The organism is Streptomyces sp. NRRL S-244, from assembly GCF_000717915.1.
Classification (GTDB): Bacteria; Actinomycetota; Actinomycetes; order Streptomycetales; family Streptomycetaceae; genus Streptomyces.
Map to the genome: position 1 here is coordinate 77089 of NZ_JOCX01000004.1, position 19849 is coordinate 96937.

General features: G+C 74.4%; 16 protein-coding genes and 1 pseudogene. 14 read left to right on the forward strand and 3 right to left on the reverse strand.

Annotated features, from left to right (window positions below):
• Positions 1–58: 58 nt before the first annotated feature.
• The 5 genes from IF02_RS0106395 to IF02_RS0106415 all read left to right on the forward strand — a co-directional run bounded on the left by IF02_RS0106395 (position 59) and on the right by IF02_RS0106415 (position 5187).
• Positions 59–910: an arylamine N-acetyltransferase family protein gene (locus tag IF02_RS0106395; RefSeq protein WP_030154283.1), complete on the forward strand. Its 852-nt coding sequence runs from the start codon at positions 59–61 to the stop codon at positions 908–910.
• A gap of 32 nt (positions 911–942) precedes the next feature.
• On the forward strand, positions 943–1548 hold the full coding sequence (locus IF02_RS0106400) for a YdbC family protein (RefSeq protein WP_030154284.1): 606 nt from the start codon (positions 943–945) through the stop codon (positions 1546–1548).
• Positions 1549–1621: 73 nt separating this feature from the next.
• Positions 1622–2281, forward strand: a complete 660-nt coding sequence (locus IF02_RS0106405; protein ID WP_030154285.1) for a histidine phosphatase family protein — start codon at positions 1622–1624, stop codon at positions 2279–2281.
• 11 nt (positions 2282–2292) lie between these two features.
• A complete protein-coding gene (locus tag IF02_RS0106410; RefSeq protein WP_030154286.1) occupies positions 2293–3210 on the forward strand; it encodes an ADP-ribosylglycohydrolase family protein in 918 nt (305 codons plus the stop codon).
• A 180-nt stretch (positions 3211–3390) separates the two neighbouring features.
• Complete coding sequence (locus IF02_RS0106415) at positions 3391–5187, forward strand: DUF4173 domain-containing protein (protein ID WP_051695904.1); 1797 nt, start codon at positions 3391–3393, stop codon at positions 5185–5187.
• Between the two features lie 100 nt (positions 5188–5287).
• Here the strand turns inward: IF02_RS0106415 and IF02_RS0106420 are convergent, their stop codons facing one another.
• On the reverse strand, positions 5288–6841 hold the full coding sequence (locus IF02_RS0106420) for an MFS transporter (RefSeq protein ID WP_078621940.1): 1554 nt from the start codon (positions 6839–6841) through the stop codon (positions 5288–5290).
• A 142-nt stretch (positions 6842–6983) separates the two neighbouring features.
• Between IF02_RS0106420 and IF02_RS0106425 the strand changes: the two genes are divergently transcribed.
• The 3 genes from IF02_RS0106425 to IF02_RS0106435 all read left to right on the forward strand — a co-directional run bounded on the left by IF02_RS0106425 (position 6984) and on the right by IF02_RS0106435 (position 9079).
• Positions 6984–7586 (forward strand): TetR/AcrR family transcriptional regulator, encoded by a 603-nt coding sequence (locus tag IF02_RS0106425; protein WP_030154289.1) that lies wholly within the window; start codon positions 6984–6986, stop codon positions 7584–7586.
• A gap of 69 nt (positions 7587–7655) precedes the next feature.
• Entirely contained in the window at positions 7656–8366 is a 711-nt protein-coding gene (locus IF02_RS0106430) for a ribonuclease HII (protein WP_030154290.1), read from the forward strand.
• Positions 8367–8425: 59 nt separating this feature from the next.
• Positions 8426–9079 (forward strand): hypothetical protein, encoded by a 654-nt coding sequence (locus tag IF02_RS0106435; protein ID WP_030154291.1) that lies wholly within the window; start codon positions 8426–8428, stop codon positions 9077–9079.
• Between the two features lie 237 nt (positions 9080–9316).
• Here the strand turns inward: IF02_RS0106435 and IF02_RS0106440 are convergent, their stop codons facing one another.
• Positions 9317–9949, reverse strand: coding sequence for a hypothetical protein (locus IF02_RS0106440; RefSeq protein WP_030154292.1), 633 nt, complete (start codon positions 9947–9949; stop codon positions 9317–9319).
• A 368-nt stretch (positions 9950–10317) separates the two neighbouring features.
• Here IF02_RS0106440 and IF02_RS0106445 point away from each other — a divergent pair, with 368 nt between their 5' ends.
• Positions 10318–12477 (forward strand): RecQ family ATP-dependent DNA helicase, encoded by a 2160-nt coding sequence (locus tag IF02_RS0106445; RefSeq protein WP_030154293.1) that lies wholly within the window; start codon positions 10318–10320, stop codon positions 12475–12477.
• A 100-nt stretch (positions 12478–12577) separates the two neighbouring features.
• Complete coding sequence (locus tag IF02_RS0106450; protein WP_158708462.1) at positions 12578–13099, forward strand: hypothetical protein; 522 nt, start codon at positions 12578–12580, stop codon at positions 13097–13099.
• A 1580-nt stretch (positions 13100–14679) separates the two neighbouring features.
• Here IF02_RS0106450 and IF02_RS0106465 read toward each other — a convergent pair.
• Complete coding sequence (locus IF02_RS0106465; RefSeq protein ID WP_030154296.1) at positions 14680–14883, reverse strand: hypothetical protein; 204 nt, start codon at positions 14881–14883, stop codon at positions 14680–14682.
• Between the two features lie 260 nt (positions 14884–15143).
• On the opposite strand from IF02_RS0106465, the pseudogene IF02_RS0106470 reads away from it, so the two are divergent.
• From IF02_RS0106470 to IF02_RS0106485, 4 genes and pseudogenes are all read left to right on the forward strand, one after another.
• Positions 15144–15350, forward strand: a pseudogene (locus tag IF02_RS0106470) (helix-turn-helix domain-containing protein); the annotation flags it as partial.
• A 153-nt stretch (positions 15351–15503) separates the two neighbouring features.
• A complete protein-coding gene (locus IF02_RS0106475; protein WP_234318113.1) occupies positions 15504–16766 on the forward strand; it encodes a DUF4192 domain-containing protein in 1263 nt (420 codons plus the stop codon).
• Between the two features lie 233 nt (positions 16767–16999).
• A complete protein-coding gene (locus IF02_RS0106480; protein ID WP_030154299.1) occupies positions 17000–18967 on the forward strand; it encodes a glycogen debranching N-terminal domain-containing protein in 1968 nt (655 codons plus the stop codon).
• Positions 18968–19036: 69 nt separating this feature from the next.
• Positions 19037–19783, forward strand: coding sequence for an NUDIX hydrolase (locus IF02_RS0106485; RefSeq protein ID WP_030154300.1), 747 nt, complete (start codon positions 19037–19039; stop codon positions 19781–19783).
• The last annotated feature ends 66 nt before the right edge of the window (positions 19784–19849 follow it).

Here is a 19849-nt window from a genome sequence, read left to right on the forward strand (position 1 = left end):
CGCAGGCCGGTCCCCTTCGTCGACAGGTTCTCGAACGGGAGCCGGGAACGGGGGAGACATGTGGAGCGGTGACCAGCTGGATCTGGACGCCTATCTGGCGCGGATCGGATACGACGGACCGGTCGGGGAGGACGGGGAACTCCGGGCGGACCTCGAGACGTTGTACGCAGTGCACCGGGCCCACGTCGGTGCCATCACCTTCGAGAACCTGGACGTGCTGCTCGGCCGCCCCGTCGAGCTGGGCGTCAAGGCCTTGGAGGACAAGCTCGTGCACGGCCGCCGCGGCGGCTACTGCTACGAGCAGAACTCGCTGCTGGCCGCCGCCCTGGAGCGGGTCGGCTTCGAGGTCTCCGGGCGCGGCGCTCGCAACCGCACCCGGGGGGACTCCCTGCTCGCGGTGACGCACGCCGTCCTCGTCGTCACCGTCGAGGGCGAACCCTGGCTGTGCGATGCCGGGTTCGGCCACCAGGGCCCGCGCGAGCCCGTCCCGCTCGCGCGGCCCGGAGCCGAAGTGGTGCAGGGGGAGTGGACGTACGCCGTCCGCGAGGAGGACGAGGGGATCCTCGCGCTGTCCATGCTGCGCGACGGCACCTGGCGGGACCTGTACGCGTTCTCCCCGCAGCGCTACCACCCCGTCGACTACGTCCTGCTCAACCACTACAGCTCCTCCCACCCGCGCTCCGTCTTCGTCGGGCGGATCGTCGTCCAGCAGCCGGGCGACCGCGTCCACCACCCCGTTCGCCGGGCGCTTGTGGGGCGGGAGTTCACCCGGCTGTTTGCCGACGGGCGGGTCGAGCGGCGCTGCGTGGACCCCGACGAGCTGCTCCCGTTGCTCGACCGGGAGTTCGGGCTTCGGCTGTCCGGGCGGGATGCGGAGGAACTGGTGCGGATCAACCGCGCTGGGGACTGACCGGGGCCGCGCCGGGCCCGTACGATGGCGCGGTGCTGGTCAAGTGGATTCGCTGCACGGTGACGGACCGACGCGGGTTCGAGCGCGGGCAGCGTAAATGGGCGGGGCTGCCTGGCGAGCCGGGATTCCGGGGACAGGGCGGCGGTTGGAGCCGGGGGCGGCAGGGGGTCGCGCATGTTTTCGCGTTCTGGGAGAGCCGTTCCTTCTACGATTCCTTCATGGCCCGCTCGCACGATCGGCTGGCCGCGTCCCAGACCGGGACTTACACGAACGCGCGGGTCACGCTCTTCGACCACCGCTTCGACGTGAAGACCGGCTTCGAGCCGCGCTTCACCGACGCGGATGTCGTGCGGGTGGCCCACACCCGGGTGCGCGAGGGCCGCGTGGACCACTTCGCCCTCATGCAGGAGAAGGTGTGGAACCCGGCGATGGCCGGCTCACCCGGAATGATCCGGGGCCTGTTCGGGGAGGCGCCGGGCCGGGAGTTCCTGGTGCTCTCGATGTGGCATGCCGCCGCCGAGCACGGCAAATACCGGCAGGAGCGGGTCGAGCGGCTCTCGCTGCGCGCCCAGACCGAGGCCGACGTGGAAGCCCTCACGGGGGACGTCGTCGACCTCGAATCGTCCTGGACGGTATGACCGTACGACGATCGGCGGGCCGACCGGCGAGCCCCGGATGCCCGGTCCGCCGGCCGCCGCATAGGGTCGGGGAATGGCACGACCACGGCGCATCGTCCTTGTCCGGCACGGGGAATCGGAGGGCAATGCCGATGACACGGTGTACGAACGGGAGCCCGACCACGCCCTGCGGCTGACCCGCCAGGGCCGCGAGCAGGCCGCCGAGGCCGGCGTACGGCTGCGCGAGCTGTTCGGGGACGAGGCCATCAGCGCGTACGTCTCCCCGTACCGCCGCACCCTCCAGACCTTCCGGGAGCTGCGGCTGGACCCGGCGAGCGTCCGGATGCGCGAGGAGCCGAGGCTGCGCGAGCAGGACTGGGGGAATTGGCAGGACCGGGACGACGTACGACTGCAGAAGGCGTACCGCGACGCGTACGGGCACTTCTTCTACCGCTTCGCGCAGGGGGAGTCCGGCGCGGACGTGTACGACCGGGTCGGGTCCTTCCTGGAGAGCCTCTACCGGAGCTTCGAGGCCCCGGACCACCCGCCGAACGTGCTGCTGGTGACGCACGGGCTGACCATGCGGCTCTTCTGCATGCGCTGGTTCCACTGGTCGGTGGCGGAGTTCGAGGCCCTGTCCAACCCCGGGAACGGTGAGTTCCGGGTGCTCCTGCTGGGTCCGGACGGCCGCTACCGCATGGACCGCCCATTTGAGAGGTGGACCACACCGGAGCCTTATGACCTGGACGGCTAAACTGACGCGGGATGACCGCTGACTCCGTTTCCGAAAGGCGCTACACACGCGCCATGGCCAGCCTCCGCGGGCTGGCGCTGGGTGACGCCCTGGGCTCCCAGTACTTCGTCCCCGTGAACTACCCCCTCCTCAAGCGCCGCGAGCTGCCCGTCGGCACCGGGACCTGGCAGTGGACCGACGACACCGAGATGGCCTGCTCGGTGGTCGCCGTCCTCGCCGCGCACGGGCGCATCGACCAGGACGCCCTGGCGAGCTCCTTCGCCCACCACCACGACTTCGACCGCGGCTACGGGCCCGCCGTCAACCGGATGCTCCGCCTCGTCCGGGAGGGCGAGGACTGGCGCACGCTGGCCGCCGAGCTGTTCAACGGGCAGGGCTCGTGGGGCAACGGCGCGGCCATGCGGATCGCGCCGCTGGGTGCGTGGTACGCCGACGATCCGGAGCAGGCCACGCACCAGGCGGAGATTTCCGCCTACACCACGCACCAGCACCGCGAGGCGGTGTGCGGGGCGATGGCCGTGGCGGCGGCGGCCGCACTGGCGGCGGCCCCGGCCGGTCCGCCGAAGGCCGGGGACCTGCTGGACGGGGTGATCGCGCTGGTGCCGCGCAGTGCGGTGGGCGCGGGGCTGCGGCGGGCGCGGGACATGCTGGACTACGGGGACGCGACGACGGTCGCGGCGGTGCTGGGCTGCGGGCGGCGTACGAGCGCGCACGACACCGTGCCGTTCGCTCTGTGGTCGGCGGCGCGGTCGCTGGACGACTACGAGCGGGCGTTCTGGACCACCGCGCAGGTGGGCGGGGACGTGGACACGACCTGCGCCATTGTCGGCGGGGTGTTGGGCGCGCGCGGCGACGCGGTGCTGCCCGCCGCTTGGCTGGCCCGTACGGAGGCCCTGCCGGCCTGGCTGCCGGAGACGGCGGCGCACTAGGGGGTGTCCGGGCGGCGCGCGGGTGGGGCGCGCGGCCGGGCGATACGGGCCGTTTCGATTGTCACGGTCCTGCCACAGGGGCTTTCCCGTCGGGCTGAACCCGCACGTCACGGGCCTAACCTGACCGCGCTGCCGCCTCCGTCGTGACGACGCGGCCGGCCGACAGGGGAGGGGAACCCGATGCCAGAGAACACCGACGGCGCGCCCGGCGACGCGACCGGAGGCCCGCCCGCCGACCCGCCCACAGGGCTCGTCGCGGACACCGTCGCGGACACCGGCGCGGGGGCCGCGCCGACGGGTGCCGCGCCGACGGGAGCCCCGGCGCAGGCCGCCGGGAGGCACACGGGCGGGTCTGCCGGCGGGGCGGCCGACGGGCCCGGCGCGGGGGCGCCGCCCGGGTGGGAGCCCAAGGCGTGGCAGGCCTATCAAGTCCGCCAGCAGCGGGCGAAGTCCGGGGCCTGGTCCGTCGTACCGCTCGCGTGGGCCGAGGCCGCGCGCCCCGCCCGGGCCGCACCCATACCCACCGCCGTCCTGCTCGCCGCCGTGGCGGCCGGCCTCGCCTCGGCCTTGTTCCTCGGTGACGGCCTGGGCCCCGGGCTGCTGATCGCCTTCGTGCCCGCCATGGCCGGTGCGTACCTCGCCGCCCGGGCCGCCCGGCGGCGCGCGCGGCCCTGGAGCGTGGCCTGGGCGGTCGGCTGCGCCGCCCTCCTCGCCGTACCCGCGCTGCGCGACGCCGGCTGGCCCGCCACCCTCGCACTGCTCGCCGCCGTCCTGCTCGGCGCGCTGGCCCTGCACGGCAGCCGCACCTGGCCCGGCGTGCTGCTCAGCCCGCTCGGCTTCGTCGACTCCACCGTGCTCGGGATCCGCTGGGCCTGGAGCGGCCTGCGCTCGCGCGGCAGCGGGGTCGACCGCGCCCGCTGGCTGCCCGTGGCCAAGGCCGCCGCCGTGGCCCTCGTCCTGCTGGTGCTCTTCGGCACCCTGTTCGCCTCCGCCGACGCGGCCTTCGCCGACCTGCTGGACGCGCTCACCCCGGAGATCTCCCTCGGCGACGGACCGGTGCGCTTCGTTCTCTTCCTGCTCGGAGCCGTACTCGCGCTCGCCGCCGCCCGCGCCGCCGCCGCGCCCTCGCGCTGGGACCGGATCCGGATCGCGCCCGGAAAGCCGCGCTCCCGCGTCGAATGGGCCCTTCCGCTCATCGTGCTCGACCTGCTCTTCGCCGGCTTCAACGCCGTCCAGCTGGCCGTCCTGTTCGGCGGCTACGACAAGGTCCTGGAGAGCACCGGGCTCACCTACGCCGCGTACGTCCGCCAGGGCTTCTGGCAGCTGCTCTGGGCCACCCTGCTCACCCTCGTCGTGATCGCGCTCGCCCTGCGCTGGGCCCCGCGCGCCGGAGCCGGCGACCGGCGGTTCGTCCGCGTCGTCCTCGGCACGCTGTGCGCCCTGACCCTGGTCGTGGTCGCCTCCGCGCTGCGCCGGATGGACCTGTACGTGGACGCGTACGGGCTGACCCGGCTGCGCGTGTCGGTGGCCGCGATGGAGCTCTGGCTCGGGCTGGTCGTCGTACTGATCATGGCCGCGGGCGTGTTCGGCGCCCGCTGGCTGCCGCGCGCGGTCGCGGCCGGGGCGGCCGCCGCCGTCCTGGCCTTCGGGCTGCTGTCCCCGGACGGGCTGGTCGCGGAGAAGAACGTGGCCCGCTTCGAGCAGGCCGCCGAGCTCGACCGGGCCGAGACGCTCGACCTGGCCTACTTCCAGTCCCTGTCGGCGGACGCCGTGCCCGCGCTGGACCGGCTGCCCGAACCCCGCCGCTCCTGCGCCCTGCGTGGGATCAACAACGAGCTGGCGAGCCGCGGTCAGGTGCCCTGGTACGCGATGAGCCTCGGCGAGTACCGGGCCCGCCAGATCCTCCGTGAGCGCCCGGTGACGGCCTCGTACGAGGTGTGCCGCAGCCTGGGCACCTTCCACAGCCGCACCGAGTAGCGGCCGGCGGAAGCAGCCGGACGCCAGCCCGATCCCGTACGAGGACCCCGGCGCGACACCACCTCCCGCGCCGGGAGCCCCGTACGCCGCCCCGCACGCCTCAGGCCGCCGGACCGGCCTCCGCGACGGCGCCGTTCAGGGCCTCCAGGTCGCTCTTGCGCACCCGGATCACCAGCAGGGCGGTGGCCAGGGCGAGTCCGGCCATGGCGACGGCCGCGATGAACGCGGTGGAGATGCCCTGGGTGAGGACGATGTCCCCCCAGGGGTCGGCCATCCGCTTGGTCTCGTTGAAGGCCGCCATCTGGTCGGGGTCCGCGTGCTCCAGGAAGTCCGGCATCTGTTTCGCGCCCTCGTTCCGGCTGGCCGTGCCGAAGACGGTGACCAGGATCGACAGGCCGAGCGAGCCGCCCACCTGCTGGCTGGCGTTGAGCAGCCCGGAGGCCGCCCCTGCCTCCCGCTGGGCGACTCCGGAGACGGCGGTGAGGGTGAGGGTCACGAAGTTCAGGCCCATGCCGAAGCCGAAGAGCAGCATCGGCCCGAGGACCCCGGAGACGTACGAGCTGTCGGTGCGGATGAAGGTCAGCCAGGCCAGGCCGATGCCGGTGAGGGCGGATCCGGCGACCATGAACGGCTTGGGGCCGAAGCGCGGCAGGAAGCGCTGCGAGAGCCCGGCGGCGGTGACGATCGCGACGGTCACGGGCAGGAAGCCGAGCCCGGACTGGATGGGGGAGAAGCCCAGCACGTTCTGTACGAACTGGACGATGAAGAAGAACATCCCGAACATCGCGGCGGCGAGACCGAGCATGATCAGGTAGGTGCCGGAGCGGTTGCGGTCGGCGAACATCCGCAGCGGAATGATCGGATCGTGGGCCCGCGACTCGATGGCCACGAAGAGCGTGAGCAGGACGACGGCCGTGGCGAAGGAGACGAGGGTGCCCGTGTCGCGCCAGCCGTCCTCGGAGGCGCGGATGAACCCGTAGACGAGCGAGGCCATGCCGCCGGTGGAGGTGAGGGCCCCCGCGACGTCGAAGCGGCCCGGGTGGCGCTCGGACTCGGTGATGTAGAGCGGGGTGAGCACGGCGATCAGCAGGCCGATCGGCACGTTGACGAAGAGCACCCAGCGCCAGTCGAGCCACTCGGTCAGCATGCCGCCGGTCAGCAGGCCGATCGCGCCGCCGCCCGCGGAGACGGCGGCGAACACGCCGAACGCGCGGTTGCGTTCGGGGCCTTCGGCGAAGGTCGTGGTGATCAGGGCGAGCGAGGTCGGCGAGGCGATCGCGCCGCCGACCCCCTGGAGGGCGCGGGCGGCCAGCAGTTGCCAGGGCTCCTCGGCGAAGCCGCCGAGCAGGGAGGCCAGGGTGAAGAGCAGGATGCCGGTCAGGAACACGCGGCGCCGGCCGAGGATGTCGCCGGCCCGGCCGCCGAGGAGCAGGAGGCCGCCGAAGGCCAGGGTGTAGGCGCTGATCACCCAGGACAGGTCGGTGGTGGAGAAGGAGAGGGCGGTCTGGATGTGCGGGAGTGCGATGTTCACGATCGTCGCGTCGAGGACGACCATGAGCTGACAGGCGGCGATGACCGCGAGTGCCACGCCGGGCCGCCCTTCCCGGCGGGCCGCGCCCGGTATCCGGGGCGTGGCGAGTGGAGAGCTTTTCACCGAGGATCCCCCCATAGTGAAATAGTGAACGCAGCCGTTCACTGCGGCACCACGGTAGGAGCCCCGGGTTAGTGAACGCAACCGTTCACTAAGGCTGAAAACGCGTGCGAGGGGCGCGTGGATCGGTCGGAGGTGGAGGGTGATGGTGGGTTCGCGCTGGTCAGTTGCGTCACCGGGCCGCAGGCGCGGTCCGGAACTCGAACGGGCGATTCTCGACGCGGCGTTGGAGCAGCTGAGCACGGTCGGCTGGAACGGGCTCACGATGGAGGGCGTCGCGGCCTGTGCGCACACCGGCAAGGCGGCGGTGTACCGGCGGTGGCCCTCGAAGGCCGACCTGGTGGCCGAGGTGCTGCGGGCGGGGCTGCCGCCGATCGGGGAGATCGCCGACGGCGGATCGTTCCGGGGCGACTTCCTCCGGTTGTGTCTGCGGATGCGTGACGTGATGGAGTCACGCGCCGGTCAGGCGCTGCGCGCGGTCCTTCACGAATGCGACCACGCCCATGCGGGCCGGTTCCACGACGTGGTCCGGGCCGGGCTGCACGAGCCCGCCCACCACTTGATCAGGGAGCTTGTGCAGCGCGGGATCGAGCGGGGTGACGTACGGCCGGATGCGGCGAGTCCGTTCGTCGCCGACGTCATTCCGGCCATGATGATGTACCGCGCGAAGGTGTGCGGGAGCGAATGGACGGATGCGGACATCACGGAAATGATCGATCAGGTGATGGTGCCGCTGCTCAGGGCGTGAGACGCCGTACGGACTCCACCCGGGGCGGGGTGTGCAGGCGACGCGGGGCGGCGTACCCTTGCTGGCGCCATGCCGTACGAAGCACCCACCCACACCGTCGAACGCTCCCTCCGTGCAACCACCGGCGCCAAGGTCATCGCCGGGGTCGACGAAGTCGGACGAGGGGCCTGGGCCGGTCCCGTCACCGTGTGCGCGGCGATCACCGGTCTGCGCCGGCCGCCCGCAGGTCTCACCGACTCCAAACTGCTCACCCAGAAACGACGCGACGCGCTCCTCGACGTCCTGGAGGACTGGGTCACCGCGTACGCGCTGGGGCACGCCTCCCCGGAGGAGATCGACGCACTCGGGATGACGGCCGCGCTGCGGCTCGCCGCGGAGCGCGCCCTTCAGGCGCTGCCCGTGCGGCCCGACGCGGTGATCCTCGACGGCAAGCACGACTATCTCGGCCCGCCCTGGCGGGTCCGTACGGTGATCAAGGGCGACCAGTCCTGCGTCGCCGTCGCCGCGGCCTCGGTGATCGCCAAGGTCAGGCGCGACCGGATGATGGCCGAGCTCGGCCGACAGGGCGGCGGGTGTGCGGAGTTCGCCTTCGGCGACAACGCCGGATACCCCTCGCCGGTGCACCGGGCCGCACTTGAGGAGCTGGGGCCCACCCCGCACCACCGGCTCTCGTGGTCGTACCTCGACGGGCTGCCCAAGTGGCGCCACCTCAAGAAGGTGCGGCGCAGCGAGGAAGCGACGGAGCTGGAAAACGGAGGCCAACTCGGCTTCGATTTCTGATCGCACCCACGTGCCACCCACCGGTACGTTTCGTACCGGTGTTTGATAGACATCAACTCATGCCTCTCACCCCCGAGGAGCCTCAGATTCACGAGAGTGCCCAGGGTCCCCGCGTCACGCCGGCCGCGAGCCGCACCGCGCAGACCCCCCGCCCCGTACCTGGTCCGCGTCCCGCCGCCGTTCCGCGGCCCGGGCGCCCCGGTCCCTCCCCCGCGGCGGCGAGCCGTACGGGCGGGGCTCCCAGGCCCGCACCGCCCGCGCAGCGTGCGCCGCAGGCCACCCCTGGACCCGTAGCCCCCACCGCACCGTCCGTCTCCGCGGCGGTGCCCCAGATCCAGCTGATCCCGGCCTCCGCGGAGGGTGCGCTGGACGCGGCCGAAGAGGCCGTCGACCTGCTGCTCGACACCGGGCGCGCGCCCGGCGACATCCTGGTGCTCACCACCGGCGACCCGCACCCGTGGGCCGCGCACGAGCTGTCCTTCGGCGAGGCCGCGTACTGGGCCCTGCACGACGCCGGGGACGACGTCTTCTACGCGGACGCGGCGCAGGCCGAGCGCGCCGCGGGCCGTCCCGTCGTGGTCTTCGCGGCCAACGGCGGAGCGGCCGGTGCGACCGCCGCCGCCCTGCCGACCGCGCTCGCGCGGGCCGGCGCGCTGCTGATCGTGTGCGGCGACCCGCAGCAGATCAACTCCGTGCTGGGCACGGGCGTCTGACGCCCCGTACCCGGCGCGGGCAAGGGGCGGGGTCGGTCGGACCGGCCCCGCTGAAGCCCGAGGCCTGACCTGCCGTACGCCCGATCCAGGGTGTGCGGCCGCGGGGGCTGCCCGCGTGCGGGCCGTCGTACGGGTGCGGCGCGCGGGCGGGCTTCGCTGTACGGCGGCCTTCGCGTACGGCGGGCTCCGGCGTACGGCGGCCTTCGCGTACGGCGGGCTCCGGCGCGCCGCGGGACCTCAGCGCGCGGCGGTACGGCGCCGCAGGACCTCGGTCGCGCCGCCGCCGGTGCGCAGGGTCACCGGGGGGAATTCGGACACGGCGTCGCCGAGGTGCTCGGGTCGCGAGTCGGAGCTGGGATGCCGGCCGCCCCGGCCCTCGCCCAGCACCTGCCAGCCGCCGCGGGTCAGCGTGATGTACGCGCCGCAGCGCAGCCCGTGCAGGGTGCAGGCGTCCCGCAGTCCCCACATCCAGGCGCCGTCCTCCTCGGTCCACCGCTCGTCGCCCTCGCGGCAGTACAGCAGCACCGCCGTCCGTACCGGGGTCCGGCGCCGCAGGTCGTGCGGGATGACCCGGCGCAGCGCGGCGAGCAGGGCGTTGCGGTACTCCCAGCCGTCGGCCGAGGCCGAGCGCCGGGTGAAGGAGGCGCTCGCGACGAGCCGCTCCTCGGGGCCGAGCACGGCGATCACCGCGGTCGAGGGGGCCGGGCCGTGCCGGGAGTGCAGCCCGTGGACGACCTCGCGCGGATTGCGCAGCAGGGGGATGCCCGCCGCCGTCCACTCGGCGGGTTCCACCAGTCTGCCGTGCCGGCTGGCGCCGCCGGCTGCCGTTGTCAGTGACGACGACGAGGGCGGGGCGAATCCGAAGGCCACGGTCCTCCCTTCGGGTACACGCCCGCAGACGGGCACAGCTGTCGTACGGGCGCGCCGCGGCGAGGCCCTGAAGAGCGCCGTCGAGCCGGGCGGGAGCAGCCCAATTCTCGCGTGGCCCGTGAGCATGCGGCAACGAGCAATTGGCGCCGCCGACCGGAATTCGCCGGTATGCCGTTCATATCCTTGCCCCGTCAGGGCGAAGATGACTCATTCGACTGCGGTGGAAGCCCCAGTACCAGCGGAAACACCCCTTCGAGGACAGGGTCGAGGCCGGGTGGAGCGCCCGTCCGACACGTGGACCGTCCGCGACGATCTTCTCACGCTGGGTGAATTGGCCGATTGTCCGTGCCATCCGGTTGCATGGGGGCATGGACAACCTGGAGCTCCGCACCGAAGCCGATGCCATCCTCGCCGAGCTCGTCGGCGCCCCGGGGAGCGGGGCGCGGCTTCGGGAGGACCAGTGGCAGGCCGTGGCCGCCCTGGTGGAGGAGCGTCGGCGGGCTCTGGTGGTGCAGCGCACCGGCTGGGGCAAGTCGGCGGTGTACTTCGTCGCCACCGCGCTGCTGCGCCGGCGCGGCTCCGGACCCACGGTGATCATCTCGCCGCTGCTGGCGCTGATGCGCAACCAGGTCGAGGCGGCGGCCCGGGCCGGTATTCAGGCCCGGACCATCAACTCGGCCAACCCGGAGGAGTGGGACGCCATCTACGGGGAGGTCGAGCGCGGCGAGACCGACGTGCTCCTCGTCAGCCCCGAACGCCTCAATTCCGTGGACTTCCGCGAGCAGGTGCTGCCCAAGCTCGCGGCCACGACCGGTCTGCTCGTGGTCGACGAGGCCCACTGCATCTCCGACTGGGGCCACGACTTCCGCCCCGACTACCGCCGGCTGCGGGCCATGCTCGCCGAGCTCGCCCCCGGCGTCCCGGTCCTGGCCACCACCGCGACCGCCAACGCCCGGGTCACCGCGGACGTGGCGGAGCAGCTGGGCACGGGGGCCGGCGAGGCCCTGGTGCTGCGCGGCCCGCTGGACCGGGAGAGCCTGCGCCTGGGCGTGGTCGAGCTGCCGGACGCCGCGCACCGGCTGGCCTGGCTCGCCGAGCACCTGGACGAGCTGCCGGGCTCGGGGATCATCTACACGCTGACGGTGGCCGCGGCCGAGGAGGCCGCCGCCTTCCTGCGCCAGCGCGGCTTCCCGGTGGCCTCGTACACGGGCAAGACGGAGAACGCCGACCGCCTCCAGGCCGAGGACGACCTCCAGGCGAACCGGGTCAAGGCGCTGGTCGCGACCTCGGCTCTGGGCATGGGCTTCGACAAGCCCGACCTGGGCTTCGTGATCCACCTCGGTTCGCCGTCCTCGCCGATCGCGTACTACCAGCAGGTCGGCCGCGCCGGGCGAGGCGTGGAGCACGCCGAGGTCCTGCTGCTGCCGGGCAAGGAGGACGAGGCCATCTGGCGCTACTTCGCCGACACCGCCTTCCCGCCCGAGGCCCAGGTACGGCAGACCCTGTCGGCCCTCGCCGACGCCGGACGGCCGCTGTCCGTGCCCGCGCTGGAGGCGGCCGTGGAGCTCCGGCGCACCCGGCTGGAGACCATGCTCAAGGTGCTCGACGTCGACGGAGCCGTCAAGCGGGTCAAGGGCGGCTGGAGTTCCACCGGCCGGGAGTGGACGTACGACTCCGAGCGGTACGCCTGGGTCGCCCGCCAGCGGGCCGCCGAACAGCAGGCCATGCGCGACTACGTCAGCACGTCCGGGTGCCGCATGGAGTTCCTGCGCCGGCAGCTGGACGACGAGGGCGCGGCCCCGTGCGGCCGGTGCGACAACTGCGCGGGCGCCTGGGCCGATTCCTCCGTGTCGGCGGAGACCCTGACCGGCGCGGCGAAGGAACTGGAGCGCCCGGGGGTGGAGGTGGAGCCGCGCCGGATGTGGCCGACCGGCATGGCGGCCCTGGGCGTCAACGTCAAGGGGCGCATCCCGGCCGGGGAGCAGTGCTCCACCGGACGGGCCCTGGGCCGGCTCTCGGACATCGGCTGGGGCAACCGGCTGCGCCCGCTGCTCGCCGAGAACGCCCCCGACGGGCCGGTCCCCGAAGACGTCCTGCACGCCGCGGTGGCCGTGCTCGCCGACTGGGCGCGCTCCGCGGGCGGCTGGGCCCCCGGTGTCCCGGACGCCTCCGACCGGCCCGTGGGCGTCGTCGCCGTGCCGTCCCTCGCCCGCCCGCAGCTCGTCGGCTCCCTCGCGCAGGGGATCGCGAGCATCGGCCGCCTCCCGTACCTGGGCACCCTGACGTACACCGGGCCGGGCGGCGCGCACGCGGCCCGGCGCAGCAACTCCGCCCAGCGGCTCAAGGCGCTGTCCGACACGTTCGCCGTCTCCGAGGAACTGGCCGCCGCCCTGGCGCAGTCGCCCGGGCCCGTCCTCCTCGTGGACGACTACTCCGACTCCGGCTGGACCCTGGCGGTCGCCGCCCGCCTGCTTCGCCGGGCGGGCGGCGGCCAGGTGCTCCCGCTGATCCTCGCGACGGCCGGCTGAGCGACAGCGCGCGGCGCACGACCTCATGGGCGGCGGGTGGGGTGCGGCCGGGGCCAGGTGGTTTCCGGGGTCCCGTACGCGGTCGCCCTGGGCGGCCAGCATGCGGCGGACCACGGGCTCCGGCATGCGCATCACCGCCGGCTGCGACGGGGTGGTCTCCCGTACCGCCGTGGCCGCGGCGCCCAGCTTCCCGGTGAGCCTGTCGGTCACGGTGGCCACCACCCCCACGTCCACCGTGAACTGGACCAGGACCGCCTTCGTCTTCGGCTTGTGCGGCGGCAGCGAGCCGGCGGAGTTCGCCGCCGCGTCGGTCGCGCCGCCCGAGCCGCCCCCGTTGGCCAGCAGCTGGTTGAGCCGGACCGCGCCGCCGGCGGCGCCGGGCGGCGCGACGAGGGGCGCCGCCGGGACCGGCCGCACGCGGGAGAGCGCCTCCAGGTCCTTGCGCAGGATGCGGTGGGTCAGCTTCAGGCCGTTCATCCGGGCGAGCGCCAACCGGGTGTCGCCCTTGTACAGTTCGAGCTTCGCCCGGATCGGCAGGTTCATCCTCGCCGACTTCGCAGAGCCGTCCCGCGGCGGACTTCATGCCGAGCTGGCCGCGGCTCACGGCGCCGCTGCGCCGTGAGTTGCCGCTCGCGTACCCGAGACCGCCCGCACCGCCCAGGCTCTTCGACTGCCCGGGGCCGTTGTCCGGTCTGGCCGATCCGCCGACGATGCCCTCGACTCCGGCGACGGAGGCCTTGTCGTGGGAGGCGGCCTGCTGCGAGACGGCCGAGGTGATGTACTCCATGTCGCGGCCGTCGTCCGCGTCCTGCGCGTACGTGCCGTCGCCCGTGCGCTCGATCCCGAACACCGCCCAGTACGGGGTGTCGCGGCCGTCGAACAGTTCGACGGTGGCGCCGCCGTCCATGGCGCTGGACAGGAGCCCGGCGGAACCGTCCCGGTCCAGGACGCGCAGCAGCCGCTGCACGTTGTCGTTGCGGTCCTTGAGCTGCGGCCGGGGCAGCAGATGGTGCACGAGGTCCGGGCGCGTCCCCCCGGCGAGGCTCGTACGCAGTTTCTCGAGCAGCGGGACGAAGTCGGGCGGTTCCTCGATCATGCCGAATCCGAGGGCGCGGTCCCGGTGGAGCGCGGGGGGCGGAGTGCTCGGGGTGGCCGGGGCCGGGGCGGGGGCCGTGGCGGCCGGTACCGGCTTCCGCTTGCGCACCTGTTCCCGTATCTGCGGCGGCAGCTGTGCCTCCGTCAGCCAGACTCCCGCCGCGGCCGGCAGCGTCGTGCCGGCCTTCGCGGTGCTCGAGCCGCGCGCGGTGACGCCGAACTGCACCGTGTGGGTGGTGACCTTGCCCCGCTGCCCGCCGGACTGCTGGCCGCCGAGCACGAAGGTCTCGGTGCCCGGGCCCGCGCCCTTGTGCAGCAGCCTCGGGTTGGCCGGTACCAGCCGGGTGCCGACGGCGCCGTTCAGGCCTGCGAGGCGCCGCGGGTAGCGGAGGTTCTTCACCACCCAGCCGGAGGACGCGGCCTGCCGCAGGGCCCCTGGATCGCCCGCTCGCCGAACCGCTCCTCGATCGCCAGCCGCGGCGCGAGCCCCTCCGTCGCCAGCGCCGGGTCCTCGCGTACGCCCTTGTTGCCGGCGGCCGCCCGGGACAGCAGCCGGAGGGCGAGGGCGCGGATCGGCTCTCCGCCCCGGGTCTCGACCAGCTGCCAGTCCCGCAGCGGCTCGCCGACGGACGGCCGCAGGAGCAGCGTGGCCAGATCGCCGATGCCCTCGGCCTTGACGGCGTGCTCCGCGGCGGCGGGCTGCGCCCGGCGGACCGTGGCGATCGAGTCGATCCGGTCCCTCCCCGCCGGTCCACCGTGAACTCGGTCGGCGTGAGCAGCCGTACGCCCTGCTCCCTGAGGTCCAACGACGCCACCGGCTCGGGGTCCGGAACCGATCGGCCCGGCGTGTCGGGCGTGAGGCTCCGGGCCAGCTTGCGGGGCCGGGAGGTCACGGTGACGTCCACGTCCAGCTTCAGGGCCGCCTCGAAGGCGCTCGCCGTGTCGGAGCCGTTGGAGACGATGTCCGTACGGCCCGTGGGTCCCGCCTGGTTGCGGCGGGTGCCGATGCCGTGCCGCTCGTAGCGGGCCGAACCCGACAGCACGCCGGGGACGAGCCGGCCTGGCCGAGGACCAGTCCGCCCACCGACCGCGAACTGCTGCGGCCGCTTAGTTGCGCCGCTGGGCCTCGGACTCCGCGCGGCTGGTGTTCTCGGCGGGCGCGGCGGCACCGAACGCGGGCAGATAGCCGGCCAGGCTCGGGTCGGTGGTGAACAGGTCGAGCACGGCCCGCAGCATGGGCCGGGTGTCGAGCCGGCTGAGCGCGACGTTGGCTCCCTTGCCGCCGAAGGGGAGGTGGCGCTCGACGTCCACCTCGTTGCCGTCCGCGTCGGTCTGCGTCGGCTTCTCGACGAAGTCCCCGGCGTCATCCCCGGCGGCAGCGGCAGGCCGAACTCCTTCGCCTCGTCAACCCGCAGGCTGATCCACACGTTCATCGAGTGCCCGGCCTCGCGGGATCCCGGGCGCCGGGCCACCTCGGGCGAGAGCGGGCCCGTACCCACCGCGATGAACGACACCCGCCAGTGCGGGCGGCGCCATGCGGAACGGGATGCGGCCGCACCGCGACGTCGTACACCGGCCCGGCCGCGCTGACCGGCAGTGAGCGGCGCATCGCGGAACTCGCCGCGGGCGGCCGGACGAACTCCGAGATCGGCGAACTCCTGCACCTCGCCCGGCGTAGCGTCGAGACCCACCTCACCCATGCCTACCGCAAGCTCGGCATCCGCCGGCGCGCGGAACTCCCGGCGGCCCTGGACCGGCTGCCGGTCGGCGGGAAGTAGGGCGTGGCGGACGTGACGGATGTGTGTTCATGCCCCCATGGAATCCGATGACTCTGGCAGCACGTCAAGTGCGGCCCGAACCTGTGGATGTTGAACGGTCAAGAGTTATCCACAGGGCTTTCGGGATCTGATCGTCCGCGGGACCGTCGGGGCATGACGAACGACCGCGATTCACGCACCCCGTCCGACCGGCCCGCCATCAGCCCGTCCGGACCCGCCCTCGACCCCCGGATCACCCTGCGCAGCCCGGCCGAACTGGCCGACGCGCTGCCCTACATGCTCGGCTTCCATCCGACCGACTCGCTCGTCATGGTCACCGTGCACGGCGAGGGCGGGCGCTTCGGCGGCCGGCTCCGCGTCGGCATCCCGACGGCCCCGGCCGAATGGGAGGACACCGCCCGGCAGGTCGCCGACTGCCTGGTCCGCGGCAGCGAGCGGCGCGGTGCCAAGCCCGACGGCATCGTCGTCTTCCTCTGCCAGGACCCGGCGGACGGTGAGAGCGGCCAGCGGGTCATGACCCGGCTGCGGCCGCTGGCCCAGCGCATCCGGCTGGCCTGTGGCGCCCTCGACGTGCCTGTGATGGAGGCGCTCTGCATCTCCGCCGGCCGGTACTGGTCCTACTGCTGTCCCGACGAGCGGTGCTGCCCCGCCGAGGGCAGCCCGCTGGCCGCGACCGGCACCTCGGTGATGGCGGCGACCGCGACCTTCGCCGGACTCCAGGTCCGGGGCTCCCTCCGGGAGATCGAGGGCCGGCTGGTACCGCTGCGCGGGAGTGCAGTGGCGGAGATGGAGCGGGCCCTGGACCGGGCGGCCGCCGTCCTCGTGCCGAAGATCCTCGACGGGGCCACCCGGGAGGAGGTCGGCGCGGAGACGGTCACGCTGGCCCGCACCCTGATGCAGCGGATGACCCTCGCCCCGCCCGTGGACGGCGGACCGGGAGCCGACGACTGGGACGACGCGCTGCTCGGCCACGACGAGGCCGCCACCGTGATCCTCGGCCTCCAGGACCGCGAGATCCGGGACGTCGCCGCCGAGTGGATGGAGGGCGAAGAGGCGGCCCCCGCCCTGCGGCTGTGGCGGGCGCTGGCCCGCCGCTGCGTCGGGGCCTACGGCGAGCACGCGGCGGCCCCGCTCACCCTCGCGGGCTGGGTCTCGTGGTCCACCGGGGACGAGCCGACGGCCCGGATCGCCCTGGGGCTGGCCCTGCGGGCCGACGCCGACTACCGCTTCGCCCAACTGCTCCACCACGCCTGCAACGAGGGCATCGACCCGGAGGGGCTGCGGGCCTGTCTGCGGGAGGAGCGGCGGCGCCGGGAACCGCGCGGCAAGCGCTCCGCGGCCACCACCCGCCCTCCGGGCCGCCGGGAGGCGCGGCCCCGCCGGGAGCCCCGCCGCACCGCGGGGAGCGAGCAGTGAGCCCGGACCGGGGCCGGGGCGCGGGGAGTTCCGCGCGGCGCATCCGGGACGCCGCCGTCGCCACTCTGCGGCGCAGGCTCCGTCACCGGCACGGCCCAGTACGGGCGCTGCCGCCACCGGGGCCCGTGACCCGGGCGGGGGCGGGGCCGTTCAGCTGGAGGGTGGCGGGGGCCCGGCCGCGCCGCCGCCCAGCGAAGCAGGCCGGAGCGCAGACAGCCCAGACAAGGCGACCCATGGCCCACTCCGTACCGCCCGCCCCCAGGACCGAGTTGCCGCCCGTGCACGGCACCGTCATCTGCGTCGCCGCGCCCTGCCTGGTCATCTCGCCGGAGCACGGCCAGTTGACCGGGCGGGGGATCGACGGGATCTACCGCTCCGGGCGCAGGCTGCTCTCCCGCTGCGTGCTCCGGGTCGGCGGCCGGGACCCGGTCGCCGTCCAGGGGCGCAGCCTCGGCTCCGACCGGGCCTCCTTCACCGCGACCGTCCGTACCGGGGCCGACGCGGGGCCCGATCCCGACATCGGGGTGGAGCGGGTCCGGCACGCGGACGGCACCGAGCGGATCACGGTGCGCAGTTTCACGGGCCGCCCGCTGCGCCTGCCGGTGGAGCTGCTGCTCGGCACCGACCTGGCCGAGCTGGCCGCGGTGGCCGCGGGCCGGGCCGGGCCCGAACTGCCGGCGGGGGTGCACGCCGCCGGGCTGCGCTGGAGCAGCGGGGAGGCCCAGGCCATCACCGTCGCCGAGCCGGCCCCCGACGACGCCCTCGCCTCGGCGGGGCTGCTGCGCTGGCAGCTCGAACTGGGGCCGGGCGAGTCCCGCACCATCGAGCTGCGGACCACGCAGGACCGCATTTCACGGGCCCCGGCCGGGCTGGTGGCCAACCCGCTGGCCGCCGCCCGTGCCGAGGGGGACGACCCGAGGGTCGAGACCTGGTTCCGCCGCAGTGTCGAGGACCTCGGTGCGCTGCTGATGCGGGATCGCGAGGAGCCGGCCGACGCCTTCGTCGCCGCCGGTGTGCCGTGGCGGCTGGGGCTGGCTCCGGCGGAGTCCCTGTGGGCCGCCAGGATGGCGCTCCCGCTCGGCACCGGGCTCGCGGCGGCCACCCTGCGCACCCTGGCCCGGACCCAGACCGGCGGCCGGGGCCCTGATGCCGGGAAGATCCCGGGGCCGCTGCGCGGGGCGGGTCCGCAGCTGCCGCCCGGGTGCACCGGCACCGAGGCGACCCTCGCCTTCCCGGCCGTGCTCGCCGAGGCCCGGCGCTGGGGGCTGCCCGAGGAGGAGGTGGCCCGGCTCCTCCCGGCGGCCGAGCGGTGCCTGGACTGGCTGCGCGGTGCCCTGGGGCCGGACGGCTTCCTGGCCGACCCCGATCCCGGGCCGCGGCGCTGCGAGACCCAGGCCCACGCCCACCGGGCCGCGCTGCTCGGGGCCGACCTGCTCGCCGGATGCGGGCGCCCCGGCGCCGAGGAGTGGCAGGAGTGGGCGGCCGCACTCCGCAAGCGGTTCCGGGACGGGTTCTGGGTCGACGGCCCGGACGGCGGCCGGCCCGCCGCGGCCCTGCACCCCGACGGGCGGCCGCTGCCCCGGCTGACGGGGGCCGCCGCCCACCTCCTGGACACCGGCCTGCTGGGCGGCGGCCGGCTCGCCCCCGGGTTGCTGGACCGGGTCCGCACGGAGCAGCTCGCCCGCCTCCTCGGAGCCCCCGCCATGGATTCCGGCTGGGGGCTGCGGAGCATGGCGTCCCGGGAGCCGGGCCACAACCCCTTCGGTCACCGCTCGGGCGCGGTGCGGGCGTACGAGAGCGCCGTGGCGGTCGCCGGGCTGGCCCAGGCCGGCTTCGAGAAGGAGGCCGCCGGTCTGCTGCGGGGTCTGCTGGACGCCGCGGAGAGCTTCGGGTACCGGATGCCGGAGATGTACGCCGCCGAGCAGCGCACCGCGGGCAGCGCGCCGCTCCCGCACCCGGCGGCCTGCCGCCCCGCCGCGGTGGCCGCGGCCGCCGGGGTGCACGCGCTGACCGCCCTCGCCGGGCTCCGCCCCGACGCCCCCGCGGGCACGGTCGCCGTCGTCCCGCTGCCCGGCGCTCCCCTCGGAGCCCTGCGCTTCTGCGACCTTCGGGTCTTGGGGCAACCGTTCGCCGTCCGGATCAGCCGGCTCGGCCTCGGCATGGTGGAGGAGGCGGCCGATGCGCTCCAACTGGGCGGGTAGCCTCGCGGCCACCGCCTCCAGGATCACCAAAGCTCTGTTTATCGTCAGGCAGACGACTATGATCGCGGCATGTCGCCCTACGACCCGTCGGCCTATCCGCCCTTCGCTGTCACCGTCGACCTGGTCGTGCTCACCGTGCGGCGTCACGCGCTCTGTGCGCTGGTCGTCCGGCGGGGTGAGCAGCCGTACCAGGGACGCTGGGCCCTGCCCGGCGGATTCGTCCGCGGAGACGAGGACCTGGCCGCCGCCGCGGCCCGCGAGCTCTCCGAGGAAACCGGCCTGTGCGCTCACGACCCGGCCGCGCCGGGCGCGGACAACGGGGCGCACCTCGAACAGCTCGCCACGTACGGGGATCCGAAGCGCGATCCGCGCATGCGCGTGGTCAGCGTCGCGCATCTGGTCCTGGCTCCGGACCTGCCCGCCCCGCGGGCGGGCGGAGATGCCAACAGCGCGCGCTGGGCCCCCGTCGACGAACTCCTGGCCTCCTCGGACCAGGCGGCATCGGGGCTCGCCTTCGACCACCCCCGGATCCTCGCCGACGGCGTGGAGCGGGCCCGCTCCAAGATCGAGTACTCCTCGCTGGCCACGGCGTTCTGCCCGCCCGCCTTCACCGTCGGCGAGCTGCGCCGGGTCTACGAGGCCGTGTGGGGCGTGGCCCTCGACCCGCGCAACTTCCACCGCAAGGTCACCGGGACCCCCGGGTTCCTGGTCCCGGCCGGGGGGACGACGACCCGTCAGGGCGGTCGGCCCGCCCAGCTGTTCCGGGCCGGCGGGGCGCCCCTGCTCAACCCGCCGATGCTGCGCCCCGAAGTCTGACGGGTCGACACGGACGCGAACGCGCCCCGGCTACCCAGAAAATCGGACATATCGCGTTATCTTGCT